Source organism: Paraburkholderia sp. BCC1884, assembly GCF_900996225.1.
Classification (GTDB): Bacteria; Pseudomonadota; Gammaproteobacteria; order Burkholderiales; family Burkholderiaceae; genus Paraburkholderia.
The window spans coordinates 819186-844261 of record NZ_CAAJGL010000068.1 but is presented as its reverse complement, the minus strand read 5'-3'; the positions used below and the strand labels follow the sequence as shown (position 1 = coordinate 844261).

The 25076-nt window shown below is 62.4% G+C and carries 18 protein-coding genes; 8 read left to right on the top strand and 10 right to left on the bottom strand.

Annotated features, from left to right (window positions below; translation table 11 throughout):
• Positions 1-189: 189 nt before the first annotated feature.
• Positions 190-1740, bottom strand: coding sequence for a hypothetical protein (locus tag FQ705_RS34805; protein WP_313955666.1), 1551 nt, complete (start codon positions 1738-1740; stop codon positions 190-192).
• A gap of 1431 nt (positions 1741-3171) precedes the next feature.
• On the opposite strand from FQ705_RS34805, the gene FQ705_RS10695 reads away from it, so the two are divergent.
• The 4 genes from FQ705_RS10695 (at position 3172) to FQ705_RS10680 (ending at position 7567) form a co-directional block, all read left to right on the top strand.
• Positions 3172-4566, top strand: coding sequence for an FAD-binding oxidoreductase (locus tag FQ705_RS10695; protein WP_144140568.1), 1395 nt, complete (start codon positions 3172-3174; stop codon positions 4564-4566).
• A gap of 141 nt (positions 4567-4707) precedes the next feature.
• Positions 4708-5298, top strand: a complete 591-nt coding sequence (locus FQ705_RS10690; protein ID WP_144140566.1) for a YSC84-related protein — start codon at positions 4708-4710, stop codon at positions 5296-5298.
• 227 nt (positions 5299-5525) lie between these two features.
• Entirely contained in the window at positions 5526-7013 is a 1488-nt protein-coding gene (locus FQ705_RS10685; RefSeq protein WP_144140564.1) for a SulP family inorganic anion transporter, read from the top strand.
• 107 nt (positions 7014-7120) lie between these two features.
• Entirely contained in the window at positions 7121-7567 is a 447-nt protein-coding gene (locus FQ705_RS10680; protein WP_144140562.1) for a histidine kinase, read from the top strand.
• A gap of 22 nt (positions 7568-7589) precedes the next feature.
• Here FQ705_RS10680 and FQ705_RS10675 read toward each other — a convergent pair whose 3' ends face one another.
• Complete coding sequence (locus FQ705_RS10675) at positions 7590-9149, bottom strand: methyl-accepting chemotaxis protein (protein WP_144140560.1); 1560 nt, start codon at positions 9147-9149, stop codon at positions 7590-7592.
• A gap of 139 nt (positions 9150-9288) precedes the next feature.
• Positions 9289-9822: a YbaK/EbsC family protein gene (locus FQ705_RS10670; RefSeq protein ID WP_144140558.1), complete on the bottom strand. Its 534-nt coding sequence runs from the start codon at positions 9820-9822 to the stop codon at positions 9289-9291.
• Between the two features lie 202 nt (positions 9823-10024).
• On the opposite strand from FQ705_RS10670, the gene FQ705_RS10665 reads away from it, so the two are divergent.
• Together FQ705_RS10665 and FQ705_RS10660 are read left to right on the top strand one after the other, a co-directional pair.
• Complete coding sequence (locus FQ705_RS10665) at positions 10025-11356, top strand: YihY/virulence factor BrkB family protein (protein WP_144140556.1); 1332 nt, start codon at positions 10025-10027, stop codon at positions 11354-11356.
• Positions 11357-11779: 423 nt separating this feature from the next.
• Positions 11780-12964, top strand: coding sequence for a porin (locus FQ705_RS10660; RefSeq protein WP_144140554.1), 1185 nt, complete (start codon positions 11780-11782; stop codon positions 12962-12964).
• Between the two features lie 253 nt (positions 12965-13217).
• Here FQ705_RS10660 and FQ705_RS10655 read toward each other — a convergent pair whose 3' ends face one another.
• The 7 genes from FQ705_RS10655 to FQ705_RS10620 form a co-directional block, all read right to left on the bottom strand.
• Positions 13218-14090: a proteasome-type protease gene (locus FQ705_RS10655; RefSeq protein ID WP_144140552.1), complete on the bottom strand. Its 873-nt coding sequence runs from the start codon at positions 14088-14090 to the stop codon at positions 13218-13220.
• A 144-nt stretch (positions 14091-14234) separates the two neighbouring features.
• Positions 14235-15035, bottom strand: coding sequence for a transglutaminase domain-containing protein (locus FQ705_RS10650; protein ID WP_144140550.1), 801 nt, complete (start codon positions 15033-15035; stop codon positions 14235-14237).
• A 12-nt stretch (positions 15036-15047) separates the two neighbouring features.
• A complete protein-coding gene (locus FQ705_RS10645) occupies positions 15048-15998 on the bottom strand; it encodes an alpha-E domain-containing protein (protein ID WP_144140548.1) in 951 nt (316 codons plus the stop codon).
• A gap of 166 nt (positions 15999-16164) precedes the next feature.
• The gene (locus FQ705_RS10640) at positions 16165-17574 is read right to left on the bottom strand and encodes a circularly permuted type 2 ATP-grasp protein (RefSeq protein WP_144140546.1); all 1410 of its coding nucleotides are present in this window, start codon (positions 17572-17574) and stop codon (positions 16165-16167) included.
• Positions 17575-17935: 361 nt separating this feature from the next.
• Positions 17936-18388, bottom strand: a complete 453-nt coding sequence (locus FQ705_RS10635) for an HU family DNA-binding protein (protein WP_007177969.1) — start codon at positions 18386-18388, stop codon at positions 17936-17938.
• Positions 18389-18666: 278 nt separating this feature from the next.
• Entirely contained in the window at positions 18667-20145 is a 1479-nt protein-coding gene (locus FQ705_RS10625) for a PLP-dependent aminotransferase family protein (RefSeq protein WP_144140542.1), read from the bottom strand.
• 210 nt (positions 20146-20355) lie between these two features.
• Positions 20356-21897, bottom strand: a complete 1542-nt coding sequence (locus tag FQ705_RS10620; RefSeq protein ID WP_144140540.1) for a peptide MFS transporter — start codon at positions 21895-21897, stop codon at positions 20356-20358.
• An 804-nt stretch (positions 21898-22701) separates the two neighbouring features.
• On the opposite strand from FQ705_RS10620, the gene FQ705_RS10615 reads away from it, so the two are divergent.
• Positions 22702-23274 carry a cupin domain-containing protein gene (locus FQ705_RS10615; protein ID WP_144140538.1) on the top strand — a complete coding sequence of 191 codons (573 nt, stop codon included), beginning with the start codon at positions 22702-22704 and terminating at the stop codon, positions 23272-23274.
• Positions 23275-23443: 169 nt separating this feature from the next.
• The gene (locus FQ705_RS10610) at positions 23444-25060 is read left to right on the top strand and encodes an ABC transporter substrate-binding protein (RefSeq protein ID WP_144140536.1); all 1617 of its coding nucleotides are present in this window, start codon (positions 23444-23446) and stop codon (positions 25058-25060) included.
• Positions 25061-25076: the final 16 nt, after the last annotated feature.

Below are 25076 nucleotides of genomic sequence, written 5' to 3'. Positions count from 1 at the left end.
GGAAAAGTTGGTTTGCGCTTGAGGTTCTTTGGGGGTTGTTGACGTTGCTCGCGTGTTATTAGCCGTCGCGCTGTGGATGTTTTTCTAATGGAAAAAGCGGACGGGGCGATGACCCGTCCGCTCTGATCGTTCGGTCAGCGGCAGCGTGGGAGGTTGATGACCTCCATGCGCTGCCGCTGACTCGCTGCTTCAGGCCGCTTTAGTGGCCATGACCGCCGCCGTAGCCGCCGCCATTGCTGCCGCCGCGGCCCGAACCGAAGCCGCCGAAGCCGCCGCCAAAACCGCCGTGGCCTTGGCCGGCGTTGCTTGAGCCTGGACCGCTGTTGCCTTTGCCGCCATCGCCGCCTTTGCCGCCGTCGCCGCCGTCGCCGCCCTTGCCACCGTCGCCGCCCTTGCCACCGTCACCGTGGCCGGAGCCGGAGTTGCCGGGACCACCAGGACCGCCAGAACCTTGGCCGCCGCTGTTTCCGCCAGGACCGCTGCCGCCCTTGCCGCCGTCGCCGTGGCCTGAGCCGGAGTTGCCGGAACCGCCGGGACCGCCAGAACCTTGGCCGCCGCTGTTTCCGCCAGGACCACTGCTGCCTTTGCCGCCGTCGCCGCCCTTGCCACCGTCACCGTGGCCGGAGCCGGAGTTGCCGGGACCGCCGGAACCCTGACCGCCGCTACTTCCGCCAGGACCGCTGTTGCCTTTGCCGCCATCGCCGCCCTTGCCGCCGTCGCCGTGGCCGGAGCCCGAGTTGCCAGAACCGCCAGGACCGCCAGAACCTTGGCCGCCACCGTTTCCGCCAGGACCGCTGCTGCCTTTGCCGCCGTCGCCGCCCTTGCCGCCGTCGCCGTGGCCTGAGTTGCCGGAACCACCAGGACCACCGGAACCCTGACCGCCGCTGCTTCCGCCAGGGCCACTGTCGCCCTTTCCGCCGTCGCCGCTGTGACCGCTGCCGTTATGACCGCCGTCTCCATGACTGCTTCCGTCGTGGCCGCCGTCTCCATGACCGCTGCCGTCGTGGCCACCATCTCCATGACCGCTGCCGTCGTGACCACCATCTCCATGACCGCTGCCGTCGTGACCGCCGTCTCCATGGCCACTGCCGTCGTGGCCACCATCTCCATGACCGCTGCCGTCGTGACCACCATCTCCATGGCCGCTGCCATCGTGACCACCATCTCCATGACCGCTGCCGTCGTGGCCACCGTCTCCATGACCGCTGCCGTCGTGACCACCATCTCCATGGCCGCTGCCGTCGTGACCACCATCTCCATGACCGCTGCCGTCGTGACCGCCGTCTCCATGGCCGCTGCCGTCGTGGCCACCATCTCCATGGCCGCTGCCGTCGTGGCCACCATCTCCATGGCCGCTGCCGTCGTGGCCACCATCTCCATGGCCGCTGCCGTCGTGGCCACCGTCTCCATGACCGCTGCCGTCGTGACCGCCGTCTCCATGACCACCGCTGCCGCCACCGCCATCACCACCGCTACCGGAGCCACCGCTACCGGCCCCCCCGTTTCCGTTTCCTCCGTCGCCGGACCCACTGCTACCGTTTCCGCTACTACCCGACCCGCCGCTACCGCTTGTTCCGTTACCGGACCCATCACTCCCACTACCTCCACTACCCGCGCCCCCACTACCATTTCCTCCCGCCCCGCTCCCTCCGCTTCCCGCTCCCCCACTACCTGCTCCGCCACTCGACCCTGCCCCGCCCTTACCATCGCCGCCACTGCCACCACTACTGCCCGCACCATTCCCACCACCGGTGCCGCTCCCGGCACTCGCTGCACCCAACCCGGCCGAGCCTGATCCATTCGAACCAGCGGAGCCATTCGCGCCACTGCCGCCGCCTTCGCCCGCGCCACTCGACGAGGCCACGCCCCCACCGGCGCCCTGCGAACCCGCAGCCGATACCGAATCCAAGCCTCCCGCAGCCGCGGCAATGCCGATCTCGCCGGACGCCAGCAAGCCAGTGCTCTCTTTTTTGCAGCCCAGCGTGTCGTACGACGGACAATCGATCGGCAATGACTGCGCCATCATCACTTTGCCCGAGCCTGCGGTAGTGGGAACAGAAGGCGCGGAACTCGTTTGCGCACCCGCCATTGCCGCATAAAGACTCACGGCAACCGCCAACACCGCCTGACGCGTACCCAATACCCGAGCGTCCCCGTTTGATTTTTTCATTTCATTCTCCTAACCATGCATCTTGAAAGACCGGCCAATTTAAGAGCGAATCTGTAGTCATCTTCAAAAAATGAAACGTCAAAGCCCAGTTGACATTGCCCGACGCCACGTCAAATAGACATGACGTCGAACCTCTCCCACGCGGAAAATCCCCGGTCCGATTTGACGTGATTAGAGAGACTCAACCCGCTGTGTTTCGAATCAATCGCGAAAGCAACACAGCGTGGCCTGATGGACGTTGAAGTTATGCGGAGCGTCGTGCGTTGACCGTGCGCTAACCCACGCAATGCAGGATTGCCGGCTATTTGCTGTTTAATTGCGCGACCGAACTGTCAGAGATCGTCAATTACCGACGTGACCCAATTACCGGACATTATTTCTTTAGATACGCAGTCCCAACTAATATTCCACGACCGCATTCCATTCACTTCATCAGATGAATCGAACAACGTCGACCCGATTAGGTTCAACAAAGACAATCGCATTTAACGAGGACAACGACTTCAGAACCTATGCAATCGCACTACGAAAGTGCCTCTCCGCACACGCGAGATAAACTGTTCAAATGTGAATGCGGCCAACAGCACAGACACCGCTCGTCCCGGCTTTCAGGCTGCTCCGTGTTTCCCCTGATTTCATGACGGCTCAAACCGGCGATTGAAACAACCGGGATCGGCGCGCCCGGCCAAACTGTCGTAAGACAACCACCACATCGCCGCTCATCCAACACTTCTGCGCACCATCTTTTTCCGAAGTATTTCCACCATCCATCGCGTGAGCCTGTCCGGCGATCGCTTGTCAGGCCCGACGATGGCCGCTGCGCTGGCTCTCGCGCAAATTGCCGCAAAAATGCGGGTATACCTTGCTTTGTCTTCGGGGAGCCGCTCCGTTTACTGGTCGCAGACAAACCTCTCAATTCACTTTCAATGCTTCTTCGCAATCGAGAAGCGAATCGCGCTGGCGAACTGAGAGCGTTCCCACTACTCCATAGGAGATCAACCATGGTTAATGTGTCCAGCAGCGCCGTCGACGAACTGAAAGCCACCCTCCGGGGCCAACTCCTCGTACCCGGCGATGCGGATTACGACGCCGCACGCAGCATCTGGAATGCAATGATCGACCGGCATCCGGCGATGATCGTGCGCTGCGCCGGTGTCGCCGACGTCCGCCAGGGCGTGACGTTCGCGCGCGAAAACGGTCTGCCACTGGCGATTCGCGGCGGCGGCCACAACATCGGCGGCAGCGCGCTGTGCGACGACGGCCTGGTGCTCGATCTCTCGCTGATGAAATCGGTGCGCATCGACCCGGCCGCGCGGCGCGCCTATGTCGAACCTGGCGCGACGCTCCATGATTTTGACCACGAAGCTCAGGCCTTCGGGCTCGCGACTCCGCTCGGCATCAACTCGACCACGGGTATCGCAGGTCTGACGCTCGGCGGCGGCTTCGGCTGGCTGAGCCGCAAATACGGCATGACGGTGGACAATCTGATTTCAGCGGACGTCGTCACCGCCGACGGTGAATTGCTCCACGCCAGCGACGGCTCGCATGAAGACCTGTTCTGGGCGATTCGCGGCGGCGGCGGCAATTTCGGTGTCGTCACGCGATTCGAGTTCGCGCTGCATCCGGTTGGACCGCTGGTGTACGGTGGGCTCGTCGTCCTGCCATTCGCTCAGGCGAAACAGGCGCTCCTTCAATATCGCGCGGCGGCGGCGAGCATGCCGGACGATCTCAGCGTGTGGGTCGTGTCGCGACTTGCGCCCCCGTTGCCGTTTCTACCGGCCGATATACATGGCAAACCCGTGATCGTCTTCGCGATCTGCTACTCCGGCCCGCTCGAAAACGGTCCCGCGACAGTGGCGTCGATTCGCGCCTTCGGCACACCAGTCGGCGAACAGTTGGGGCCGATGCCCTACGAAATGTGGCAACAGGCCTTCGATCCGCTACTCACGCCAGGCGCGCGCAACTATTGGAAATCGCACAATCTCGCGGAAATATCGGACGGCCTGATCGACACACTGATCCATGCGATTGCCGAGCTGCCCTCGCCGCAATGCGAAATTTTCTTTGGCCAGATCGGTGCGCAGACGCAGCGCGTCGCCGTCGATGCCACCGCCTATCCAGCCCGCGACGCGCAGTACGCCATGAACGTCCACGGCCGTTGGGACGAGGCAAGCGACGACGCACGCTGCATCGCCTGGGCCCGCGCGTTTTTCGATGCGTCCGCACCTTTCGCGCTCGGCAGCGTCTACGTCAACTTCATGACGCAGGAGGAAACCGGACGTGTCGCCGACGCCTATGGGCCGAACTACGAACGGCTCGTCGTGGTCAAGGGCCACTACGATCCGCACAATCTCTTTCATCACAATCAGAACATCCGGCCCGCGATGGAGTCGTAGACAACGAGCGAGCAGCGAGGGCAGGCACGTTATATGCTGATAGGCCATTGACGCGTGGCCTTGCCCTCGTCGCGGCACTACCGCTCGATCTAAAAACGAGAAAACGTAACTTCCATAACGTAGAAAAGGAAAAAAACAATCATGCGCAGACGACAATTCATCACGACGACCAGTGCCGCTCTCGCTGCTGCCGGCCTGGGACTCGCGGGCTGCACGACCACGTCGCCTTCCTCGAGCGCATCGCCGTCGGCTAATGCCGGCAAGCGTGACACGATCAACGCGGGGGTCGACTCCACGCTGTCGCGCCTCTTTGCCAACGTGAGCGGTTCGCGCGAACTGGTCGGCAAGGCGCGCGGCATCCTCGTGTTCCCGAACGTGATCTCGGCGGGGTTCTGGGTCGGCGGACAGTACGGCGAAGGCGCGCTGCGCGTCGGCGGCCACACGACGGGCTACTACAGCACGGTCGCCGGCTCGTTCGGTTTGCAGATCGGCGCCCAGTCGAAAGCGCTCGTGTTCCTGTTCATGACGCAGGACGCACTCGACAAATTTCTCGGCAGCCAAGGTTGGGCAGCAGGTGCGGACGCAACGGTCGCCGTCCTCAAGGTCGGCGCGAACGGCGCGGTGGATACATCGACCGCTACGAGCCCGGTCGAAGCCTTCGTACTCACGAATGGCGGCCTGATGGCGGGCGTCTCGCTCGAAGGCACCAAGGTTTCCCGTCTGATGATCTAGGCGCGCGCGCTTCCTGCCATGCAGCCGCCGGGCTGCATGGCGGTTCGACACCACGGTTCGGCCGCCCGGCCCGAACCTTCGAACTACTGTAAAATTCAGGCCTTTTGCAAGCTTGCTCAACGGTAAGCGCGGCAACCGCTGCTCCGCCTCGGGCCCGACACCCTTGCCGTGCGTAGCCCTACGCGCCATCACGCAAGACGTCGCCCCTCTCTCTCCCTCGTTGAAAAATGAACACCGCTAGTCCCACTCACGGCCGGCTCACCGAGCTCGCCGGCATCAGAAGCAATGTCCTTGCAGGCCTGACTTCGTCGTTCGCGCTCGTGCCGGAGTGCATCGCCTTTGCCCTCGTTGCCCACCTCAATCCGTTGATGGGCCTGTACGGTGCCTTCTTCATCTGCACCATCACCGCCCTGTTCGGCGGCCGGCCGGGGATGATTTCCGGCGCGGCCGGTTCGATGGCGGTCGTGATCGTCGCGCTGGTCGCGCAGCACGGTGCGCAATATCTGCTCGTCACCGTGGTACTCAGCGGCATCCTGATGGTGCTGTTCGGCGTGCTACGGCTCGGCAAACTGATCCGCATGGTCCCGCATCCGGTCATGCTGGGATTCGTCAACGGCCTCGCGATCGTGATCGCCATGGCGCAACTCGCGCATTTCCGGCAGAGCACGCCGCAAGGCGAACAATGGCTGCACGGTAGCGCGCTGGCCATGATGTGCGGACTCGTCGCGCTCACCATGGCGATTGTCTATCTGCTGCCGCGTCTGACTCGCGCCGCGCCGCCCGCGCTGATCGCGATCATCGGCGTGGGCATCGTCACCCAGTTGCTGCACTTGCCTACCCGCACGCTCGGCGATATGGCGCACATTGCCGGCGGCCTGCCGAGCCTGCATCTGCCCGACGTCCCCTTCGATCTGACCACGCTGCGCATCGTGCTGCCTTACGCGGTGCTGATCGCGATCGTCGGTTTGCTGGAAACGCTGCTCACCTTCAATCTGACCGACGAAATCACCGGGACGCGCGGCCAGCCGAATCGCGAATGCGTGGCCCTGGGCGCGGCGAATATCGCTTCGGGTCTGTTCGGCGGCATGGGCGGCTGCGCGATGATCGGCCAGACCATGATCAATCTGAATTCGGGCGGACGCTCGCGTCTTTCTGGCGTCGTCAGCGGCGTAATGATCCTAATGTACATCCTGTTCCTGTCGCCGCTGATCGAACGCATTCCGCTGGCGGCGCTAGTGGGAGTGATGTTCGTGGTGGCACAGCAGACCTTCGCGTGGGGTTCGCTGCGCGTGCTCGGCAAGGTGCCGCGCAACGACGCGCTGGTGATCGTAGCGGTCACCATCATCACGGTGTTCTCCGATCTGGCGATCGCCGTGTTATGCGGCATCGTGATCGCCGCGCTCAACTTCGCCTGGCAGCATGCGCGCGAAATTCACGTGCACGTGGAAGATCATCCCGAGGACAAAATCTACGTGACGCGCGGCACGCTGTTTTTCGCGTCGACCGCGCGTTTTCATGAGTTGTTCGACCCGGCGAAGGATCCCAGCCAGGTCACGCTCGATTGCGCTCACCTGCTGCTCGCCGATCATTCCGCGCTAGCCGCCTTGCAAGGGTTGATCGAACGCTATCGCAAAGCCGGCAAGCAGCTACGTATGAAGAATCTGTCGGAGCGCAATCGTCACCTGCTGCTGCGCGCAGGCATGTCGGCCGGGTAAAACATACGGACACCGCCTGGCTCTGGCGGAATGCAGGTAGAATTTGCCTAAAATAGAACCGAGTTCCTTGCATTGAATTGCTCGCGCGCAATATTACGGAGGCCACCGTGACAAGACGCGTATCGCTTGACGATGAAACTGAGTTTGCGATCTGGAAGCAACGCAGCAAAGCGGACGCGACGCAAACGCGACGCATCCTGATCGGACATCGCGACCGGGCGATCGGTGAATCGCTCGTGCTTTTGCTGTCACTGAAGGGCTATGAAGCGATCCACGCCGCCGATCTGGTCCGGCTGAGATCGTTTCTGACGTGGTGGCGGCCGCATGCGCTGTTGCTCGACACGCGGCTCGACTCCATTGCGGACTACGCATTCGTGCGCACCGTGCGCGCCGAACCCTCGAACGTCGACATGCTGATGCTGGCCATGAGCAATATCTGGCCGGCCGATCCGATCGGCCCGCTGAAAGACGCCGGCTTCGATGGTCATTGCCGGCGTCCCTGCTCGCTGTGGCGCGTGGTAGATATTCTCGAGGGTTATTTCGTCAAGTCCTGAAGCGCTCGACTCACCATCCGGATTACCGTCCGGCCGGCAGTGTGAACACGGCGATCGCAGCGCTCAGTTGCCCCGTCTGCGCCTTCAGCACTTCCGCCGACGCACTCGCCTCCTCCACCAGCGCGGCGTTCTGCTGGGTCGTCTGATCCATGCTCGCCACGGCGATGTTGACCTGCTCGATCCCCGAACTCTGCTCCACCGAAGCCGCGCTGATCTCGCCCATGATGTCGGTCACGCGACGCACGGCCTGCACCACTTCCTGCATGGTTTCGCCAGCGCGGCCCACATACTGCGAGCCGCCTTCGATCTGCGCGGCCGACTCTTCGATCAGCGCCTTGATCTCCTTGGCGGCCGCCGCGCTGCGCTGCGCGAGGGTGCGCACTTCGCCCGCCACCACCGCAAAACCGCGCCCTTCTTCGCCGGCACGCGCCGCCTCGACCGCCGCGTTCAGCGCCAGGATGTTGGTCTGAAACGCAATCCCTTCGATCACGCCGATGATGTCGCCAATCCTGTGCGACGACTGCGAAATCCCGCGCATCGTGTCGACCACCTGACCCACCACCTGGCCGCCGCGCGCCGCCGTTTCCGAGGCGTTGTGAGCCAGTTGGCTCGCCTGTCTGGCGTTATCGGCGTTCTGTTTCACCGTCGCGGTGATCTGTTCCATGCTGGAGGCGGTTTCGCCGAGTGCCGTGGCCTGCTGCTCGGTGCGACGCGACAGGTCGGCATTGCCGGCGGCGATCTCGTTGGAAACGGTTGAAATCAGGGTCGCGCCGCTGCGGATCTGCGTGATCGCTTGCGCGAGCCGGTGCTGCATACGCTGCATCGCGGCGAGCAGGCTGGTCTCGTCGCCGGGCTTCGTATCGACGACCACGTCGAGATCGCCATCTGCGATACACGATGCGATTTGTGCCGCGTACGCCGGTTCGCCACCGAGTTGCCGCAGAATGCTGCGCAGAATCACCCCGATCACGACCGACACCAGCAAACACAGAATCAGCGCTGCGCCGACGTATTGCACGAGCGTCGTGTAAAAAGCGGCGTCGATGTCGTCGGTAAATACGCCGGTGACGATGGTCCAGTCCCACGGTTTGTAGAGGCGCACGAAGTTGATCTTCGGCGCCATCTCGTTGGTACCCGGTTTCAGAAACTGCAGATGGATGAAGCCTTCGCCGTCGCGCTCGGCGAGGTCCGAGCCGTCCTTGAACACGTGGCGTCCTTGTGGATCGGTAAAGCCGCTCATGTCCTTGCCTTCGAGATCGGCGCGCACGCCGTGCATGAGCACGCGAGCGTGCGCGTCTTCGAGCACGAGGTAGCCACCCGCGCCGTCGTAGCGCATGGCGCGCAGATCGGACATCGCCGTGCGCTGCGCGTCGGCGAGCGGCATGGCGCCGGATGCGACGAGGCCGTTGTAGCGATCCAGCACGCTATACGCGACACCGACCACGCTCTTCAGTTCGGCTTGGCGGTCGGCGATCATTGTGTCGCGCGTTTTGAACGCGCCCCACAGACCGATCGCCAGGATTCCCATGCACATGACCGCGAGTGCCAGCCAAAGCCGCACCTTCAGGCGAAACCGTTCCATCTCCGAATCCCTTTGTATTTGTGATCGAGGTGCCGCGCGGGCGAGCGCCGCAGCGGTTCACGTCTATTCAGGGATTAACGGCGGAACGGAGAAAAACTTCAGGGCTGGCAGGCCGACTCGGAGCGCGCCGAGGCCTCGCTCAGGACAGCGTCAACGGCGCGACTTCGACACGCGGCCACTGCTTCAGGACATCGGGCGAGAGCAGCAGCTTGGCCGCGCGAATGCCCGCGCCCACGACGACCTGGGCGCGCTCCATCACGGCGGCATCGACGAGGATGCGCCAGTCGTCGGGCAAGCCGAACGCCGTGATGCCGCCGAACTCCATGCCGCTGTGCTCCACCGCCGCTTCCCGCTTCGCGAACGAGAGCCGTTGCGCACCGAGCGCCGCCTTCACCGCGCCGTTGATGTCGAGCCGCAGCGAGCCCAACGAAACCAGCGCGGCGTAATGTTCGGCGCCGTCTTTCCTGTAGCGGATCACGATCGTGTTGGCGCAATCTTCCAGGCCGAAGCCATAACGCGCGCTGAATTCGGCGGTGTCGGAGGCGTCGTCGGTCACGGCGAACACCGTCACGCCTTCGCGCGGCAGTTGCTCGACGACGTGCGCAGGTAAATGCGCGCCCCATTGTTCAGTCGGAATGATGTCCAGTTGCGGCGGGAGTTCGTGCGAGTGCATGGTGAATAGCTCTATGAAAGTCCTCCGGCATTCTAACGGTGCGCTGCGCCGACTGCGCACGCCCGGCGCGCGCGCAACACGCTTGTTATAGTGACAGGCACAGGCTTTGCGAAAGGCAGGGGTGCAAAGACTTCGGCGCGGCCACCCAAAATGGCTCGCACACGCCATACGCGACGCCAGTATTCCATTGAGAAATACGATCATGGACATCAATACGCTTTCCGCCGACAACCTCCAGCACGTCGCCCGCAGCCAGGCCAACTGGGCCATCGGCGCGTTCAAACAGTTCGCCGAAGACCGCTGCGCGGCGATGGCCGCCAGCATCGCCTTCTACGCGGCTTTCTCGCTCGCGCCGACGCTCGTCATGGTGATCGCGGTCGCCGGCTGGTTCTTCGGCGCCGAAGCGGCGCGCGGCGAACTCTTCAATCACATTCACGGCCTGCTCGGCGACCAGGCTGCCGCGGGCGTGCAGACCATCGTCGAGAATGCGCATCACAGCGGCAGCGCCGGCGGTATCGCGGCGATCATTTCGTTCTCGATGCTGGCGATCGGTGCGTCGGCTACTTTCTCGTCGCTCAATAGCGCACTCAATATAGTGTGGCCCTATACCGGACCGCGTTCGTCGAGCGTGGTGGCGATGGTGCGCGTGCGGCTGATCTCGTTCGGACTGGTGCTGGGCGTGGCCTTTCTGCTGATCGTTTCGCTGGTGCTCGATACGGTGATCACGTTTATCGGCAAGTGGCTGTGGGGCGACTCGCCGTACGTGGTGATCGGCAATCTGCTGCAGCTGGGCGTGGGATTGCTGGTGCTGGCGTTCGCGTTTGCCGGCCTGCTCAAGTTTCTGCCGGACGACAAGGTGCGCTGGCGCGACGCGATTGTCGGCGGCATCGTCGCCGCCGTGCTGTTCTCGGCAGGCAAGAAACTGTTTGCCTTATATATAGCGCACGCCGGCATGGCCAGTTCGTTCGGCGCGGCGGGCTCGCTCGCGGTGCTGCTGATGTGGCTGTACTTCTCGGCCGCCGTGTTGCTGCTCGGCGCGGAATTCTCGGCGGCGCGCGGACGCATGCACGATCCGCGCGGCGAGTGGGGCATGCAGGATAACGTGCCGCCCGGCAGTCGCGCCAAGCTGGCCTCGGTGCTGGCGGCATCGACGGTATCCGGCGATGCGGCGTCGCGCGCGGAAGCAGCCACGCTCGGGGTCGATGCGGCCACCGCAAGGCGAGCGTCGACGGCGGCGGCGGCGGCGGCAAACGGACGATCCTCCGCGGCATCGCCCGCCGCTGCTTTTCGGGTGCAACCTCGCAGGCGCGCGACAGCACGCGCCGCTGCGCTTCAGGTTGGCCGCACCGTCGTGTTGGCCGAAGCACAGGCGACCCGCATCGCCGCCGTTACGCTCGTCAGCGCAAGCCGCCAGGCCGTGGCGGCCGACCGCTACGTCAGGCGCCATCCGTGGACGTCCGTCCTGTTCGCGGCAGCCGCTGGACTGGCCGCCGCGGCGGTCGCCCGCCGGCATTCCGACGGCAGCGACACCTGACTCGCACGCGTTGGCTGGCCTTGGTGCAACCCACATGGTTGCGCCGAAAGCGCCTGATGAGTTGCGCCTGGACACAAGCCCGGACTTCTGTCCAGCGCGCAAGTCAACCGAAGCGGCACCCCTTTTTTACGTGGTTGCTGCACCGCATCCCGGCGATTAGACGACTTGATTACAAACAACCCACAAACAAGTGGCGAAAACGCAGGTACCGAAGCAGTCACTGTCAACAAAACAACAATAATGCGCAGTCAACGAATTAATATTGCGGAAATAGAAACAATCGTTAACGCGCTTTAAATACAAGGCGTTGCGTGTTTTGTCAGTTTTTGACGACAGTCTTTTTTTTCCAGGTCGTGTCGATTAGAGGCCTGAGCTATTCTCCTTCCCGCAACAACGAAACTAATCATCTGCGTGGAGAAATGGATGAAACGAATCGCACTGTCTACCCTCTCGCTGGCGCTCCTCGGCGTCACTGGCGTGGCACATGCTCAAAGCAGCGTTACCCTGTACGGTTTGATCGATGAATCGATCCAGTACGCTCACAACACGGTGAACAGCGCCGGCCAGAACAAGAATCTGGTCGCAATGTACGCCGGCAACCTTCAGGGCGATCGTTTCGGCTTGAAGGGCACGGAAGACCTCGGCGGTGGCCTGAAGGCAATCTTCCAGTTGGAAAACGGTTTTGACGTGAACAGCGGCAAGCTGGGTCAAGGCGGCAAGATGTTCGGTCGTCAAGCCTACGTCGGCCTGACGGGCGATCAGTGGGGTACGGTCACGTTGGGTCGTCAGTACGATCCGCTGGTTGACCTGGTTCAGCCGCTGACGGCTGACAACTACTTCGGTTCGACCTTCACCACGCCGGGCGACGTCGACAACAACGACAACTCCTCGCGCACGAACAACGCCGTCAAGTACACCTCGCCGGTGTGGGGCGGCTTCCAGTTCGAAGGCTTCTACGCATTGGGTGGCGTAGCAGGTCAGACGGGTTCGGGTCAAACGTGGTCGGGCGCTGCAACGTACGGCACGGGCCCGTTCAGCATCGCTGCAGGCTACTTCCGCGCAGACAACGGCAATACGCTGGCTAGCCGCCTCGGTGGCACGCCGGCAACGCCGGGCTGGAACGGCAGCACGTCGGACGGCACGTTCGACAACCAGGTCAACGGCGCTTACGCTGCTGCCAAGTCGATCGGCATCGCTTCGGTCGCTGTGCAATACGTGGCAGGCCCGTTCACGGCCAACCTGCGTTACAGCAACGCACAGTACAAGCCGGATGCATTCTCGGGCTTCGGTTCGACCGAGAAGTACAACATTGGTGGCGCATACCTGGGTTACCAGGCAACGCCGGCAATGCTGGTTGGCGTGGGCTACATCTACACGAAGTCTAGCGGCGATTCGGGCGCAACGTATCACCAGGTTTCCTTGGGCGGCGACTACAACCTGTCGAAGCGCACGGACATCTACCTGGTCGGCGCGTATCAGCACGCAAGCGGCCAACAGCGTATCAACGGCGTGCTCGTCGACGCTGGCGCAGCAATCGGTTCGTACAGCTACGACTCGGCTTCCAGCTCGCAAGAACTGGTCAGCCTAGGCATCCGCCACAAGTTCTAATCGAACTTGACGGACTGCTGAAGCAACACGCAGTTTAAAACCAGCCACGGGCGTCAGCCGGTGGCTGGTTTTTTTTCGTGCTTTCGACGCGTAGCGTCGTGGCGTGTCGCATTGCGTACAAAAGAAAAAGGCCGTCAGCCAGCCCAAATCAGGCTCGTGACGACCTCGTTACCGTGTGCACCACCCAGTGCGCGGCGTCTGACCAGACAACCGTGCTCTCACGGCCTTCCTCATCGGCTGGCCGCGCGCACGCCTACCTTCGCTGACTCTTGCCCTTCTCCGCCTGCGCCAGCGTCTGTGCCGGCTTCGCAGCGAGTTCGTGCTCGATGCCGTCCGCGCCCACCGGCGCGCGATGCAGCACCAGCGCCCGCTCGCGCTGCAGCAGCGGCACATTCGGCGAATCCTGCCAGTCCGGATCGGGAATCTCGCCGAACACCTGACGCAGTCGCTCACCCCACGTGCGATGGATCATTTCGAAGTACGCGTTGTCGTGATCGATCGAGACGAATCGCGTGACGTGCAAAGCGTCCTTCTGATAGACCAGCAGATCGAGCGGCAGCCCAACCGACAGGTTCGAACGCAAGGTGGAATCCATCGAAATCAGCGCACACTTGGCGGCTTCGTCGAGCGGCGTGGACGGCGTCAACACGCGATCGATGATCGGCTTGCCGTATTTGGCCTCGCCGATCTGAAAATACGGATTTACCGCGGACGCCTCGATGAAATTGCCCGCCGCGTAAATCATGAACAGACGCGGCCGGTTACCCGCGATCTGCCCGCCGAGAATAAAGCTGCAATTGAAGTCGACGCCGAATTCCTGCAACGCCTCCGCCTCGCGCTGGTGCACGCTGCGCACCGCGCGGCCGATCACGCGCGCCGCGTCCGCCATGGTCGGCGCGTTCCAGAGCGTGGGCAAAGAGGGATCGGTAGGCTCGGAGAGCTCGTGCAGCACCGCCTGGGTGAGCGACAGATTGCCGGCGCCGAGCAGCACGAGCATGCGCTCGCCGGGCTGCTCGAACACCGACATCTTGCGTGCAGTGCTGATGTGATCGACACCCGCATTGGTGCGCGTGTCCGAGAGGAACACGAGACCGTCGTCGACGGCCATCGCGACACAGTAAGTCATAAGAAAAAGTACCCGCAAAAAACCAGCTGAACGGCGCTATTGTAATGCGGCGCGCATGCGCCTCTATTCCGTATATCGGCCCACGCGCAGGCAAACTGAATCCTTATGAGCGGTGACACTCGCTCACAGCACCTCTCGCGCCGCTTATTGCGACTGCTGCGCGCTCACCGTCACGGACACCTTCAACTGCTCCTCCAGACCGCCTATACGCCTGCCACGTACCGGCGCAGCCGCCTCGTAGTCACGCGCAACGGCGAGGCGACAATAGATCTCGCTGGCAAACGCGGCGTGCGTGACGTCGACGGAAATCCAGCCCTTGCCTTCGAGCCAGACATCCACCCAGGCGTGGCTCGCACCGTGCGGGACGTCGCCGGGTTCGATATAGCCGCTCACGTAGCGCGCCGGAATGCCGCGCACGCGACAGCACGCGAGCATCAGGTGCGCATGATCCTGACACACGCCGTTACCGAGCTCGAGCGCTTGCGCAGCCGTGCTGGTGACTTCGGTGATGCCGGGGTTGTACTTCACACGCTGCACGATCTGCTCGGACAGTTCCAGCAGATTCGCCGAACTCGTCAGCGTCGGCACCGTTGCCGCCAGTTCGCGGATCGCCGCATCGGCCTCGGTCAACCGCGTCGAACAGGTGAAGTGCTCGAGCGGAATCGGACCGACGCCGTCGGGCAAAAAGCCGTCGACCAGCGGAATCGTCTCCACCTCGCCGGACACATGCACACGAATCTCGCCATGCGGTTTGTTGATGACCAGCGTGTGCAGCGCGTTGCCGTAGGCGTCGAAGGTCGAGTCGAGCTTGCCCGGCGCGTCGATACTCCAGCGCCGCACCACCTGCGAAGCGCCGCTTGCCGGCGTCAGACGCAATTGCTGGATCGAATAATGGACCGTCGCTTCGTAGCGATAGGACGTGTCGTGGCGGATCGTCAGGTACATAAAAAAACTCCGTCAGGCGACTGGCAGCATCAGATAGGTACGCGCAACCAGATTGCCGAGCTCGAACACGCGAGCAAGGAACTGCGTCAGATAGGCGTGCAGGCCGGCTTCGAAAATCTGCCGGATGTCGGAGTACACGAGTTCGGCGCGCAACTTGCCGGCAAAACGTTCGCACTGGTTCGAGCCCGAGGTGCGCAACATCGCAAGGTTCGCGCAGACGCCTTCCAGCGACGCCAGCAAAGAGCGCGGCATCTGCTGATTCAGGATCATCAGCTCGACCACGCGCGCCGGTGTGACGACATCGCGATACACCTTGCGATAGATTTCCAGCGCCGACACCGAACTCAGAATCGAAGTCCAGTAATAGAAATCTTCGAGCTGGCGGGCGGCATCGCGTGAGTTGGGTTCGACATCCGCGAAACGCACGTCGAGAATCCGCGCGGTGTTATCCGCCCGTTCCAGAAAGGTGCCGAGTTGCGTGAAGAAGAACGCGTCGTCCTGCAGCGCAGTTCCGATCGTCACGCCGCGCGACAGATGCGAGCGAAACTTGACCCATTCGAACAGTTCATCCGGATTCGCGGTGAGTTGCCCCGCCGCGGTCCGCTCATTGAAGACAAGCCACGTGTCGTTGATGGTTTCCCACCATTCGGTGGTCAGGGTGCCGCGCACGGCGCGGGCATTTTCGCGCGCCGCCTGCAAACACGAATGGATGCTCGACGGATTGGTCGAATCGGCCACCATGAAGTCGAGCACGTGTTCGCGAGTCGGTTCGTCGTAGCGCTGCGCGAACGCGGTTTCGAGTTCGGAGATGCGCAGCACCGAGCGTTGCGCGCGCGCTTCCTGCTCGGGCGTCTGCGGCAATAGCAGCGCCTTCAGATTGATATCGAGCATGCGGGCAGTATTCTCCGCGCGCTCCATGTAGCGGGCCATCCAGAAGAGGTGATCGGCGGTGCGGCTTAGCATGACGGCATTCCGTATCTGATGACGCGAGACTTTCGTCGAAATCGATATCGAAGACGAAAGCTCGCGCCGGTTATCCTTGTGCGCCGGGCGCGTTCTGCGTGCTGCATGCGGCTCCGGTGCGCTGGGTGGCGGAGCGGTTGCCTGAACGTAAGAACAGGCAACTGCGTCAGTCGACCATCCACGTATCTTTGGTCCCGCCTCCCTGCGACGAATTGACGACCAGCGAGCCCTCCTGCAAGGCCACCCGCGTCAGGCCGCCGGCGACCATCGTGACGGTCTTGCCGGACAGCACGAACGGACGCAAGTCGATGTGACGCGGCGCGATGCCCGCCTCGACGAACGTCGGACAGGCGGACAACGCGAGCGTGGGCTGCGCGATATAACCCGCCGGCCGTGCGATCAGCCGCTCGCGGAACGACTCGATTTCCGCCTTCGTCGAGGCCGGGCCCACCAGCATTCCGTAGCCGCCCGCCCCGTGCACTTCCTTGACGACGAGCTCCGACAGATGCGCGAGCGTGTAGGCGAGATCGTCAGGCTTGCGGCACTGGAAAGTGGGGACGTTGTTGAGAATCGGCTTTTCGCCGAGATAAAACTCGATCATTTCCGGCACGTACGGGTAGATCGATTTGTCGTCGGCAATACCGGTGCCCATGGCGTTGGCGAGCGCCACGCGGCCGGCACGATACGAGGTCAGCAAACCCGGCACGCCCAGCGCCGAATCGTTGCGGAACGCGAGCGGATCGAGAAAGTCGTCGTCGACGCGGCGGTAGATTACGTCCACGCGCTTCGGTCCTTGCGTAGTGCGCATGAACACGTAGTTGTCGTCGACGAAGAGATCTTTGCCTTCCACCAGTTCCACGCCCATTTGCTGCGCGAGAAACGTGTGCTCGAAGTACGCCGAGTTGTACATGCCCGGCGTGAGCACCACGACTACCGGATCGTCGACGCCTTCCGGCGCTACCGAGCGCAACGTATCGAGCAACAGATCGGGATAATGCGCGACCGGCGCGATACGGTTCTGCACGAACAGTTCGGGGAACAGCCGCATCATCATCTTGCGGTTTTCGAGCATGTAGGAGACGCCCGACGGCACCCGCAGATTGTCTTCGAGCACGTAGAACTCGCCCTCGTCGCCCGCGCGTACCACGTCGACTCCACCGATATGCGCGTAAACACCGAGCGGCACATTCACGCCCTGCATTTCCGGCCGGTACTGCGCATTGGTATAGACCTGCTCGGCCGGCACGATGCCGGCGCGCACGATATTGCGATCGTGATAGACGTCGTGGATGAACAGGTTGAGCGCCTGCACCCGCTGCCGCAAGCCGGCTTCGAGGGTCTGCCATTCGCTGCGTGGAATGATGCGCGGAATCAGGTCGAACGGAATTAGCCGCTCGGTACCCGACAGGTCGCCATTCACCGCGAAGGTAATGCCGACCCGGCGAAACAGCAGGTCGGCTTCCGCACGCTTGCGTGCGATCGCCTCGTTGCCCTGCTTCACCAGCCACCGCTCAAAGCGCGCGTAGTGTGGTCGCACGGCATCGTCATGATGACGCATCTCGTCATAGCATCGCATGTCACGCCCCGCTCTTGTTGTCGGATAGAAGGCGAATGCGCTGCGCATTCGGTGTTCGACAATCGATCAAGCAAGCGCTATGCCATTGAGCTTTTTGCGTGCGAATCGCAAGACATGCACGCTAACAGCGCATCCCGGCCGGCATGGCTTCGGTGCCATCGTACTGCGGCGGCCCATGATGCGCTAGTACGGTGCATCCGCAACAGCGCGGTGCGTCTCGGTCCAGATTGGGCGCCGCAGCGAACGCGCATAAAAAATCCCCGTGGATTCACACCCACGGGGATTCAGATAACGCGCGTTGCAGATCCGCTCAGGCGTCGACAACGGTCAAATACCGAGGCGACGCAAGAAGCCCGATCGATCAGCCTGCAGCAGCGTCTTTCAGCTTCTTCAGCGGACGTGCCTTGATACGCACGCTAGCCGGCTTGGCCGGGAACCAACGCTCTTCGCCCGAGAACGGGTCTTTGCCGAAGCGCTTCTTCTTCGCCGGCACAGCTTGCACGACGATCTTCAGAAGACCCGACAGCGTGAATTCACCAGCGCCCTTCTTGTGCACGGCGCCGAGGATCGTGTCTTCGAGCGCGGCCAGAACAGCCTTGGCAGTCTTCGGTTCCACAGCAGCGCGTTCAGCGACGTGTGCAGCCAGCGAGGCCTTCGTGAAGGTGTCCTTGATCGGCGACGGAGCGCTGGAAGCCTTCACGGCGACCTTCTTAGCTGCGACGGCCTTCTTCGCAGGAACTTTCTTTGCAGCAACCTTCTTGGTCGGTACCGGGGCAGCAGCCTTCTTGGCCACCTTTTTTGCGGAAGTCGGCATGTTTCTCCTACCTGTTGTGGTCAGTGAATTGCACGAAGCGCACACGGTATGTACACGCTTCAACGCCGGATTCTACAAGCGCCAATGCGATTTGCGCGAATCTTTTGTGTATAACAGCCAGGGTTTGTTGCGCGCCGCAGACTGCGCAACACATTTTGATGCTTGTTTTAAAGGGTAAACGTGTGTCGAAGGGGTCCGCAAGACGAACACGTAACGCAGGTTACAAGTCATTTCGCCGCATGATTCAAGGCACTTTCTTCACCTGACGGGCGCGTCGATCAGCGTACGAGACGCGGCAAAATGTCGGCGAGCTTCGTCATCGCACGGTCGATATGCTCGACCGCGATGCTGCCGTAGCCGAACATCAGACCGGGTTGCGGCTTCACGCGCTGATAGAACGGCGCGATCCCATAGAGTCCGATTGCGGCTTCATGCGCCGCGCTTACCACCGCCTGCTCCGTCAACGGCACCTTCAGACGCGCTGTCATATGGATGCCCGCCACCGGCACGACAGGATCCAACCAGGGCGCGAGGTCGCCTTGCAGATGCTGCAGCAGCATCGCGCGACGCGTCGCGTAGATCTTGTGCATGCGCCGCAGATGTTTGGCGAAATCGCCGTTGAGCATGAAGGAAGCGAGCGCGGTTTGCGTGAGCGTGCAGCCGTGCCAGTCGGCAATCTGCCGCGCCTTGAAAAGCGGTCCGAACAGCGAGGCTGGCGGCACCACGTAACCCACTCGCAATTCCGGAAAAATCGTTTTCGAAAACGTGCCGACATAGGCAACGAGCCCGGCGCGATCCAGGCTTTTTAGCGGCTCCATGGGACGCCCTTCGAAGCGGTACTCGCAGTCGTAGTCGTCCTCGATGATCACTGCGCCGCGTTTCTGCGCCCATTCGAGCAGTTCGACGCGGCGCTCCAGACTCATCGGCATACCGAGCGGAAACTGGTGTGAAGGCGTGACGTAGACAAGCCGCGCCTTGTCCGGCAACTGGCTCACGATCAGGCCTTCTTCGTCGACCGGCACGGGCACCACTGTCGCGCCGGTCGCCGTAAAGCACGCATGCGCCGGCGGATAGCCGGGGTCTTCGATCGCGGCGATTTCACCTGGGCGCAGCGTAATGCGCGCGAGCAGATCGAGCGCATGCTGCGCACCTTGCGTGACGATCACGTCTTCCCAGTTGCTCGACACGGCGCGGTTAAAAGCGAGGTAGCGCGAGATCGCGAGACGCAACTCCTGCTCGCCGGCGGCGTCGCGATACGTGCCGGTTCCGCGTGCCTGGGAACGCAGCGCGTGGTTCACACAGCGTCGCCAGACGTCGAAGGGAAACAGCGACTTGTCGGTCGCGCCGCCGATGAAGTCCTCCGGCGACGGCACTGACGGTCGCGGCAAGGGCAGGCTCTCAGGCATCTCCTCCCACAGCGGCAGAGCGCGCGCGGCGGCTTTGGGCTTCGCCTTGACGCGCTCGCGTGACGACTCGACCGAGCGCGCATGCGCGGACTGCTCCACCGGTAGCCGCTCCAGGCCGTCGGCGACGAAGGTCCCCGAACCGGCGCGAGCGCTCAGATAACCCTCTGAAAGCAGACGCTCGAACACGTCCAGCGTAGTCTTGCGCGATACGCCCAGTTGCGTGGCGAGATCGCGCGTGGACGGCAAACGCGTGCCGCCCGCGAGACGGCCTTCGAGGATGCCCGCACGCAACTGGCGATAGATCTGTCCGGCCAGATCGTGATGCCCCTCGACCGCGATATGGATGTCCATACGAGTGGTTACCTCGACTATCCGGGGATAGCGTTATTTTGAAAGAGCAGCGACGACCGTAAGCTTACCTTCATCGCCGCGAACAGCGCCACGCCACGCCGGCGACGCAAGCGCCTGGACCGTGTGCCGTGTGCGGCTTTGAGAATGCCGGCGTAAACGTAAAAAGCGGCGCCTTCGCGCCGCTTTTCGAGCTTGCAACAGACCGACGGATTATTCGGTCACGCCCCGGTTGAGTGCGGCGCTTTCGCGTGCGTTTTCACGCGCTTCGTCGCTGCAGCGCTGATGCTCGCGCGACAGCTTGCGCATCAGCGGCAATAGCAGCACCGCCACCAGCGCGCCGGCCGCGGCGAGCCAGCCGAGGCCGGTGAACAGCCGGGTGTAAAGCGGCAGCGATTCGAGCGGATCCAGATTGCCCGCCGGCATCTGCGCGAAGTTCGCGACCACGCTGCCCAGATACTGCGATACGCCGGTCGCCACGAAGTAAGCGCCCATCATGAAGCCGCTCATACGCGCCGGCACGTAGCGCGCGATCATCGCGAGACCCAGCCCGCTGACCAGCAATTCGCCAAGCGAATACAGGCCGTAGCCGCCCACCATGAACCACGACGACACGCGCCCATTCACCGCGTAATTGCCGCTCGCGGCGTACACGAAGAAGCCGGCCGCCACCACCGCGAAGCCGAAGGCGTACTTGACCGCGACCGGCACGTCCTTGCCGCTCTTCGCGAGCTTCGTGTAAAGCAGCGCGAGCAGCGGGCTCATCAGCATGATCCAGATCGGATTGAGTGCCTGAAACTGCGCGGCGCTCCACGTGAACCACGTCTGGCCGAACAGAATGAATCGCGGGTCGACATTGCGCAGCGCGAACAGCGTAAGCGAAGTCGACATCTGCACATAAAACACGAAGAACAGGATCACTTGCGCCGTCAGGATCAACGCAGCGACCAGGCCCGAGCGCTCCGAGCGCTCGCACTTGACGAGCATGTAGCCGAAGATCGCCAGAATCGCGACGCCCGCCGTGTACACGCAGGCCACCGCGATCGCCTTGTGCTGCAGCACGAACATCGTCACCGTGCCGAGCACTATGCCACCCAGCGCGATCGCGCCAACGCGCTTCCAGCGCAGCGGTTCGGCGTCCGGCGCGGAACCGATATGCGCGAGCGTGCGGAACATGATGAAGTAGTTCAGCATCGACAACAGCATGCCCGCGCAGCAGACGGCGAACGCGGTATGCCAGCCCCAATGATCCTTGATCCACGGCGTCGCCAGCATCGACACCGTCGAGCCGATATTGACCGCCATGTAATAGATCGTGAAAGCGCTGTCGATGCGAGCGTCGTCGCCTTCATAAATGCGGCGCACGAGGTTCGCCGCGTTTGCCTTGAAGAGGCCGTTGCCCACCACGATCACGCCGAGCGACGCGTACATATAGGCGAGTTGCTCATTGGGCAGCGCCAGCATGAAATAACCGGCTGACAGCACGCCCGCGCCAAAGATCATCGTGCGGCGCGCGCCGAGAATCTTGTCGCCGATCCAGCCGCCGATCGAAGGCGCCGCGTACACCAGTGCGGTAAATGCGCCCCATGTGAGCGTGGCGTGGCTGTCGGTGAATTGCAGCTTGTCGATCATGAACAGCACCAGCAGTGCGGCCATGCCGTAGTAGCCGAAACGCTCCCACATTTCGATCAGGAAAACCGTCGAAAACGAACGGGTCTGCGAGACGCGCGCGTCCTGCGGATTGGATGAATTCATCGTGTACCTCTTGTTCAAACGGTTGCGGCGGCGCGCGAACGGGGCGCGCGCCGCGAAATACGGAAACTGGCAAAACGCACGGCAATGCAGGCGCTTCCGGGCATGAGCGTTTGCGCCATAGCCAGTGCGCTAGCGGACAGGTTCATGCGCCGGGACCAGCGAAAGATCGGGGATGGGATCGCCGCGTGCTCCAGCGGACGGCGGCCCGTGGTCGCACTGCGCGGCGCGAGGCCGGGGGCTCGCAAGGGGAAAAATCGGCAGTGATAGTGATGTCCTTTCGCCGGCCGCGACTCGGGTGGAACGCGCCGAACAATGCTCCACCGCGCAGGATCGCTGCGGGCGGAATGATAAATAGCGGCCGGACGAGCGTGTGATGGGTACACGTGGGCCGGTCCGCAAGCGGGGCAGATTGTCCAAACAGATGCATGTCGCGTCACTAAGGGAATTCACTGATCTCACGTCAATCTTCCGTCGATCTGAGACAGACGGCCTGGCTTGGGCATCGCCTAGGCCCAAAATTAGAAGTTTCATGTCACCGCTTTGCGTATGCTGGTGACCCGTTCACCAAAATTAACGCCACCCGGCATAAAAAGAGTAATTTTTACCGCATTTAGCTGCGGTTTCTCGGAATGATCCAGTCAATTCGGCCGGAGATCATTTCGATTCTGGCAACATAGAGACTTGTCTCGAAATCCGGTCCCTTTGCATCGCCGAGGCTGAACGGCCCGCAGCTACGGCTTGAAGACGAATCAAACCATATTTACTTATATCAAACAATTTTTGACGGGCTAATTTCCTCCTGCTATGGTCACGACAATTCAAAAAAGCAATCCGGCACTTGAAATTGGCAGCAAGATCCGCGCGTTGCGGCAGCGCCTCAAGCGCACGTTGGATGACACAGCAACCGCCGCGGGTATTTCCAAGCCATTTCTGTCGCAGGTCGAGCGCGGTTTGGCATCGCCGTCCATCACGTCGCTGGCCGGGATTGCCGGCGCGCTCGGGGTGACGGTGCAGTATTTCGTCGACACACCTAGCGAAGAGCGCTGCGTGAGTCGTGGCGATCAGTTGAGATTTTTTGGTTTTGCAGACTCGGCCAATCTGTTTGCGCGATTGACCAATCTGACGGGCGGCCGTCAGCTCGAAGCGATCCTCGTGAGGATGCCGCCCGGGCAGAAGCGCTCCGAAGTAACCACGCATGCCGGCGAAGAATTCGTGTATGTGATCGACGGCGAAGTGTCGTTGACGCTGGAAGGCAAGACGTTCGTGCTGCACGCGGGAGACAGTGCGCATTACGAATCGACGGTGCCGCACAGCTGGGTGAACACCGCGCGCGTCGAGTCGGTGGTTGTCTGGGTGGGCACGCCGAGACTGTTTTAAAGAGCAGGCACTTCTTCCGGTCGACCCGGCCAGGAATTGCTTGCATTACGCAATGTAAGGATTCCTGCATGTCGGACAAGCAACAAGGGCCGCCCTGGCCCGGGCAACGCAGCTAACCGGCGCTTTGCGCCACGCGTTCTCCTCTCGACCTTTCCTGCGATTTCAACCGATGAAAAACCCGTTCGTCTACGCAACGGCGCTGTCCGCGCTCGTCCTCGCATTTGCCCCCAGCGCTTTTGCCGTTAACGTGCCCGCCGGCGTCACGCTCGCCGCCAGCCAGGAAATGACCCGTCAGGTGCCGAGCGAAACCGAGTCGCTCGATCCCGCCCACATCGAATCGTGGACCGGCAATACGATCGCGCTCGACATGTTCGAAGGCCTCACGCGTATCGACGCGGCCGGTGCGGTGGTGCCCGGCGTCGCCGAATCGTGGACCCGGACCGGACCCGACACGTGGGTCTTCAAGCTGCGCCACGATGCGCGCTGGAGCAATGGTCAGCCGGTCACGGCAGCCGACTTCATCTACGCCTGGGAACGCGTGCTCGATCCGAAAACCGGTTCGAAGTACACCGTACTGGTGGAATTCGTGAAGAACGCCAAGGCGATTCTCGCCGGCAAAGCACCGTTGACGAGCCTCGCCGCGCGCGCTGTCGATCCGTACACGCTCGAAGTCACCACCGACGTCCCCGCCACCTTCTTCCCGCAACTGGTCGCCATGCCGAGCATGGCGCCGGTCAATCGCGACACGGTGGCGAAATTCGGCGCCGACTGGACCCGCCCGGGCAACCTGGTCGGCAATGGCCCGTACACGCTGAGCGACTGGCAGCCGAACAATCGCCTGGTAGCCGTCAAGAGCAAGACGTACTGGAACGCGAGCAAGGTCGTCATCACGAAAGTGACCTATCTGCCGATCGAAAACGACGAAACGGCGCTGCGGATGTATCAGGCCGGCCAGTTCGACTACACCTATCAGATTCCCTCGGGCATCTACGCGCAGATGAGCAAGCAGTTCGGCTCGGAGTTGAAAACCGGCCTGCAGATCGCCTCTTACTACTACAGCCTGAACAACGACGACCCCGCCTTCAAGGACAAGCGCGTGCGCCAGGCGCTCTCGATGGTGCTCGACCGCGATCTGCTGACCAGGCGTCTGACCGCCGACGGCGAATTGCCGATGTACGGTCTGATCGCCAAGGGCACGCAAGGCGCGGCCGTATTCACGCCGGACTGGGCAAGCTGGCCGATGGCCAAACGCGTCGACTACGCGCGCAATCTGCTGAAGGAAGCCGGCTATTCGGACGCGAAACCGCTCACCTTCACGCTCACCTACAACACCAACGACCTGCACAAGAAGGTCGCGCTATTCGCGACGTCGGAATGGCGCACCAAGCTCGGCGTGACTGCCAAGCTCGAAAACGTCGAATACAAGGTGCTGCTCAAGCAGCGTCACGACGGCAAGGTGCAGGCCTCGCGTGACGGCTGGTTCGTCGACTACAACGACGCCATGTCGTATTTCGACCTGATCCGCTGCAACAGCTTGCAAAACGACCAGCGCTACTGCAATCCGCAAGTCGACAAACTGGTCGATCAGGCCAACCAGCAACTCGACGACGCCAAACGCACCGCCCTGCTCACCCAGGCGCACGATCTGGCCATGAACGACTACCCGCTGATACCGCTCTTCCAGTATTCGGCGGACCGGCTCGTCAAGTCGTACGTCGGGGGCTATACGCTGACCAATTACGTCGACCAGCGCGCCACCCAGGACATGTATCTGATGAAGCACTAAGCGCAGGAGCACCGTC

Coding starts and splice junctions, on each gene's coding strand:
- FQ705_RS10675 (WP_144140560.1), bottom strand. CDS start 9,149: ATGGAACGGTTTCGCCTGAAGGTGCGGCTTTGGCTGGCACTCGCGGTC.
- FQ705_RS10670 (WP_144140558.1), bottom strand. CDS start 9,822: ATGCACTCGCACGAACTCCCGCCGCAACTGGACATCATTCCGACTGAA.
- FQ705_RS10690 (WP_144140566.1), top strand. CDS start 4,708: ATGCGCAGACGACAATTCATCACGACGACCAGTGCCGCTCTCGCTGCT.
- FQ705_RS10660 (WP_144140554.1), top strand. CDS start 11,780: ATGAAACGAATCGCACTGTCTACCCTCTCGCTGGCGCTCCTCGGCGTC.
- FQ705_RS10665 (WP_144140556.1), top strand. CDS start 10,025: ATGGACATCAATACGCTTTCCGCCGACAACCTCCAGCACGTCGCCCGC.
- FQ705_RS10640 (WP_144140546.1), bottom strand. CDS start 17,574: ATGCGATGCTATGACGAGATGCGTCATCATGACGATGCCGTGCGACCA.
- FQ705_RS34805 (WP_313955666.1), bottom strand. CDS start 1,740: ATGGTGCGGGCAGTAGTGGTGGCAGTGGCGGCGATGGTAAGGGCGGGG.
- FQ705_RS10645 (WP_144140548.1), bottom strand. CDS start 15,998: ATGCTAAGCCGCACCGCCGATCACCTCTTCTGGATGGCCCGCTACATG.
- FQ705_RS10625 (WP_144140542.1), bottom strand. CDS start 20,145: ATGGACATCCATATCGCGGTCGAGGGGCATCACGATCTGGCCGGACAG.
- FQ705_RS10635 (WP_007177969.1), bottom strand. CDS start 18,388: ATGCCGACTTCCGCAAAAAAGGTGGCCAAGAAGGCTGCTGCCCCGGTA.
- FQ705_RS10620 (WP_144140540.1), bottom strand. CDS start 21,897: ATGAATTCATCCAATCCGCAGGACGCGCGCGTCTCGCAGACCCGTTCG.
- FQ705_RS10610 (WP_144140536.1), top strand. CDS start 23,444: ATGAAAAACCCGTTCGTCTACGCAACGGCGCTGTCCGCGCTCGTCCTC.
- FQ705_RS10695 (WP_144140568.1), top strand. CDS start 3,172: ATGGTTAATGTGTCCAGCAGCGCCGTCGACGAACTGAAAGCCACCCTC.
- FQ705_RS10650 (WP_144140550.1), bottom strand. CDS start 15,035: ATGTACCTGACGATCCGCCACGACACGTCCTATCGCTACGAAGCGACG.
- FQ705_RS10655 (WP_144140552.1), bottom strand. CDS start 14,090: ATGACTTACTGTGTCGCGATGGCCGTCGACGACGGTCTCGTGTTCCTC.
- FQ705_RS10685 (WP_144140564.1), top strand. CDS start 5,526: ATGAACACCGCTAGTCCCACTCACGGCCGGCTCACCGAGCTCGCCGGC.
- FQ705_RS10615 (WP_144140538.1), top strand. CDS start 22,702: ATGGTCACGACAATTCAAAAAAGCAATCCGGCACTTGAAATTGGCAGC.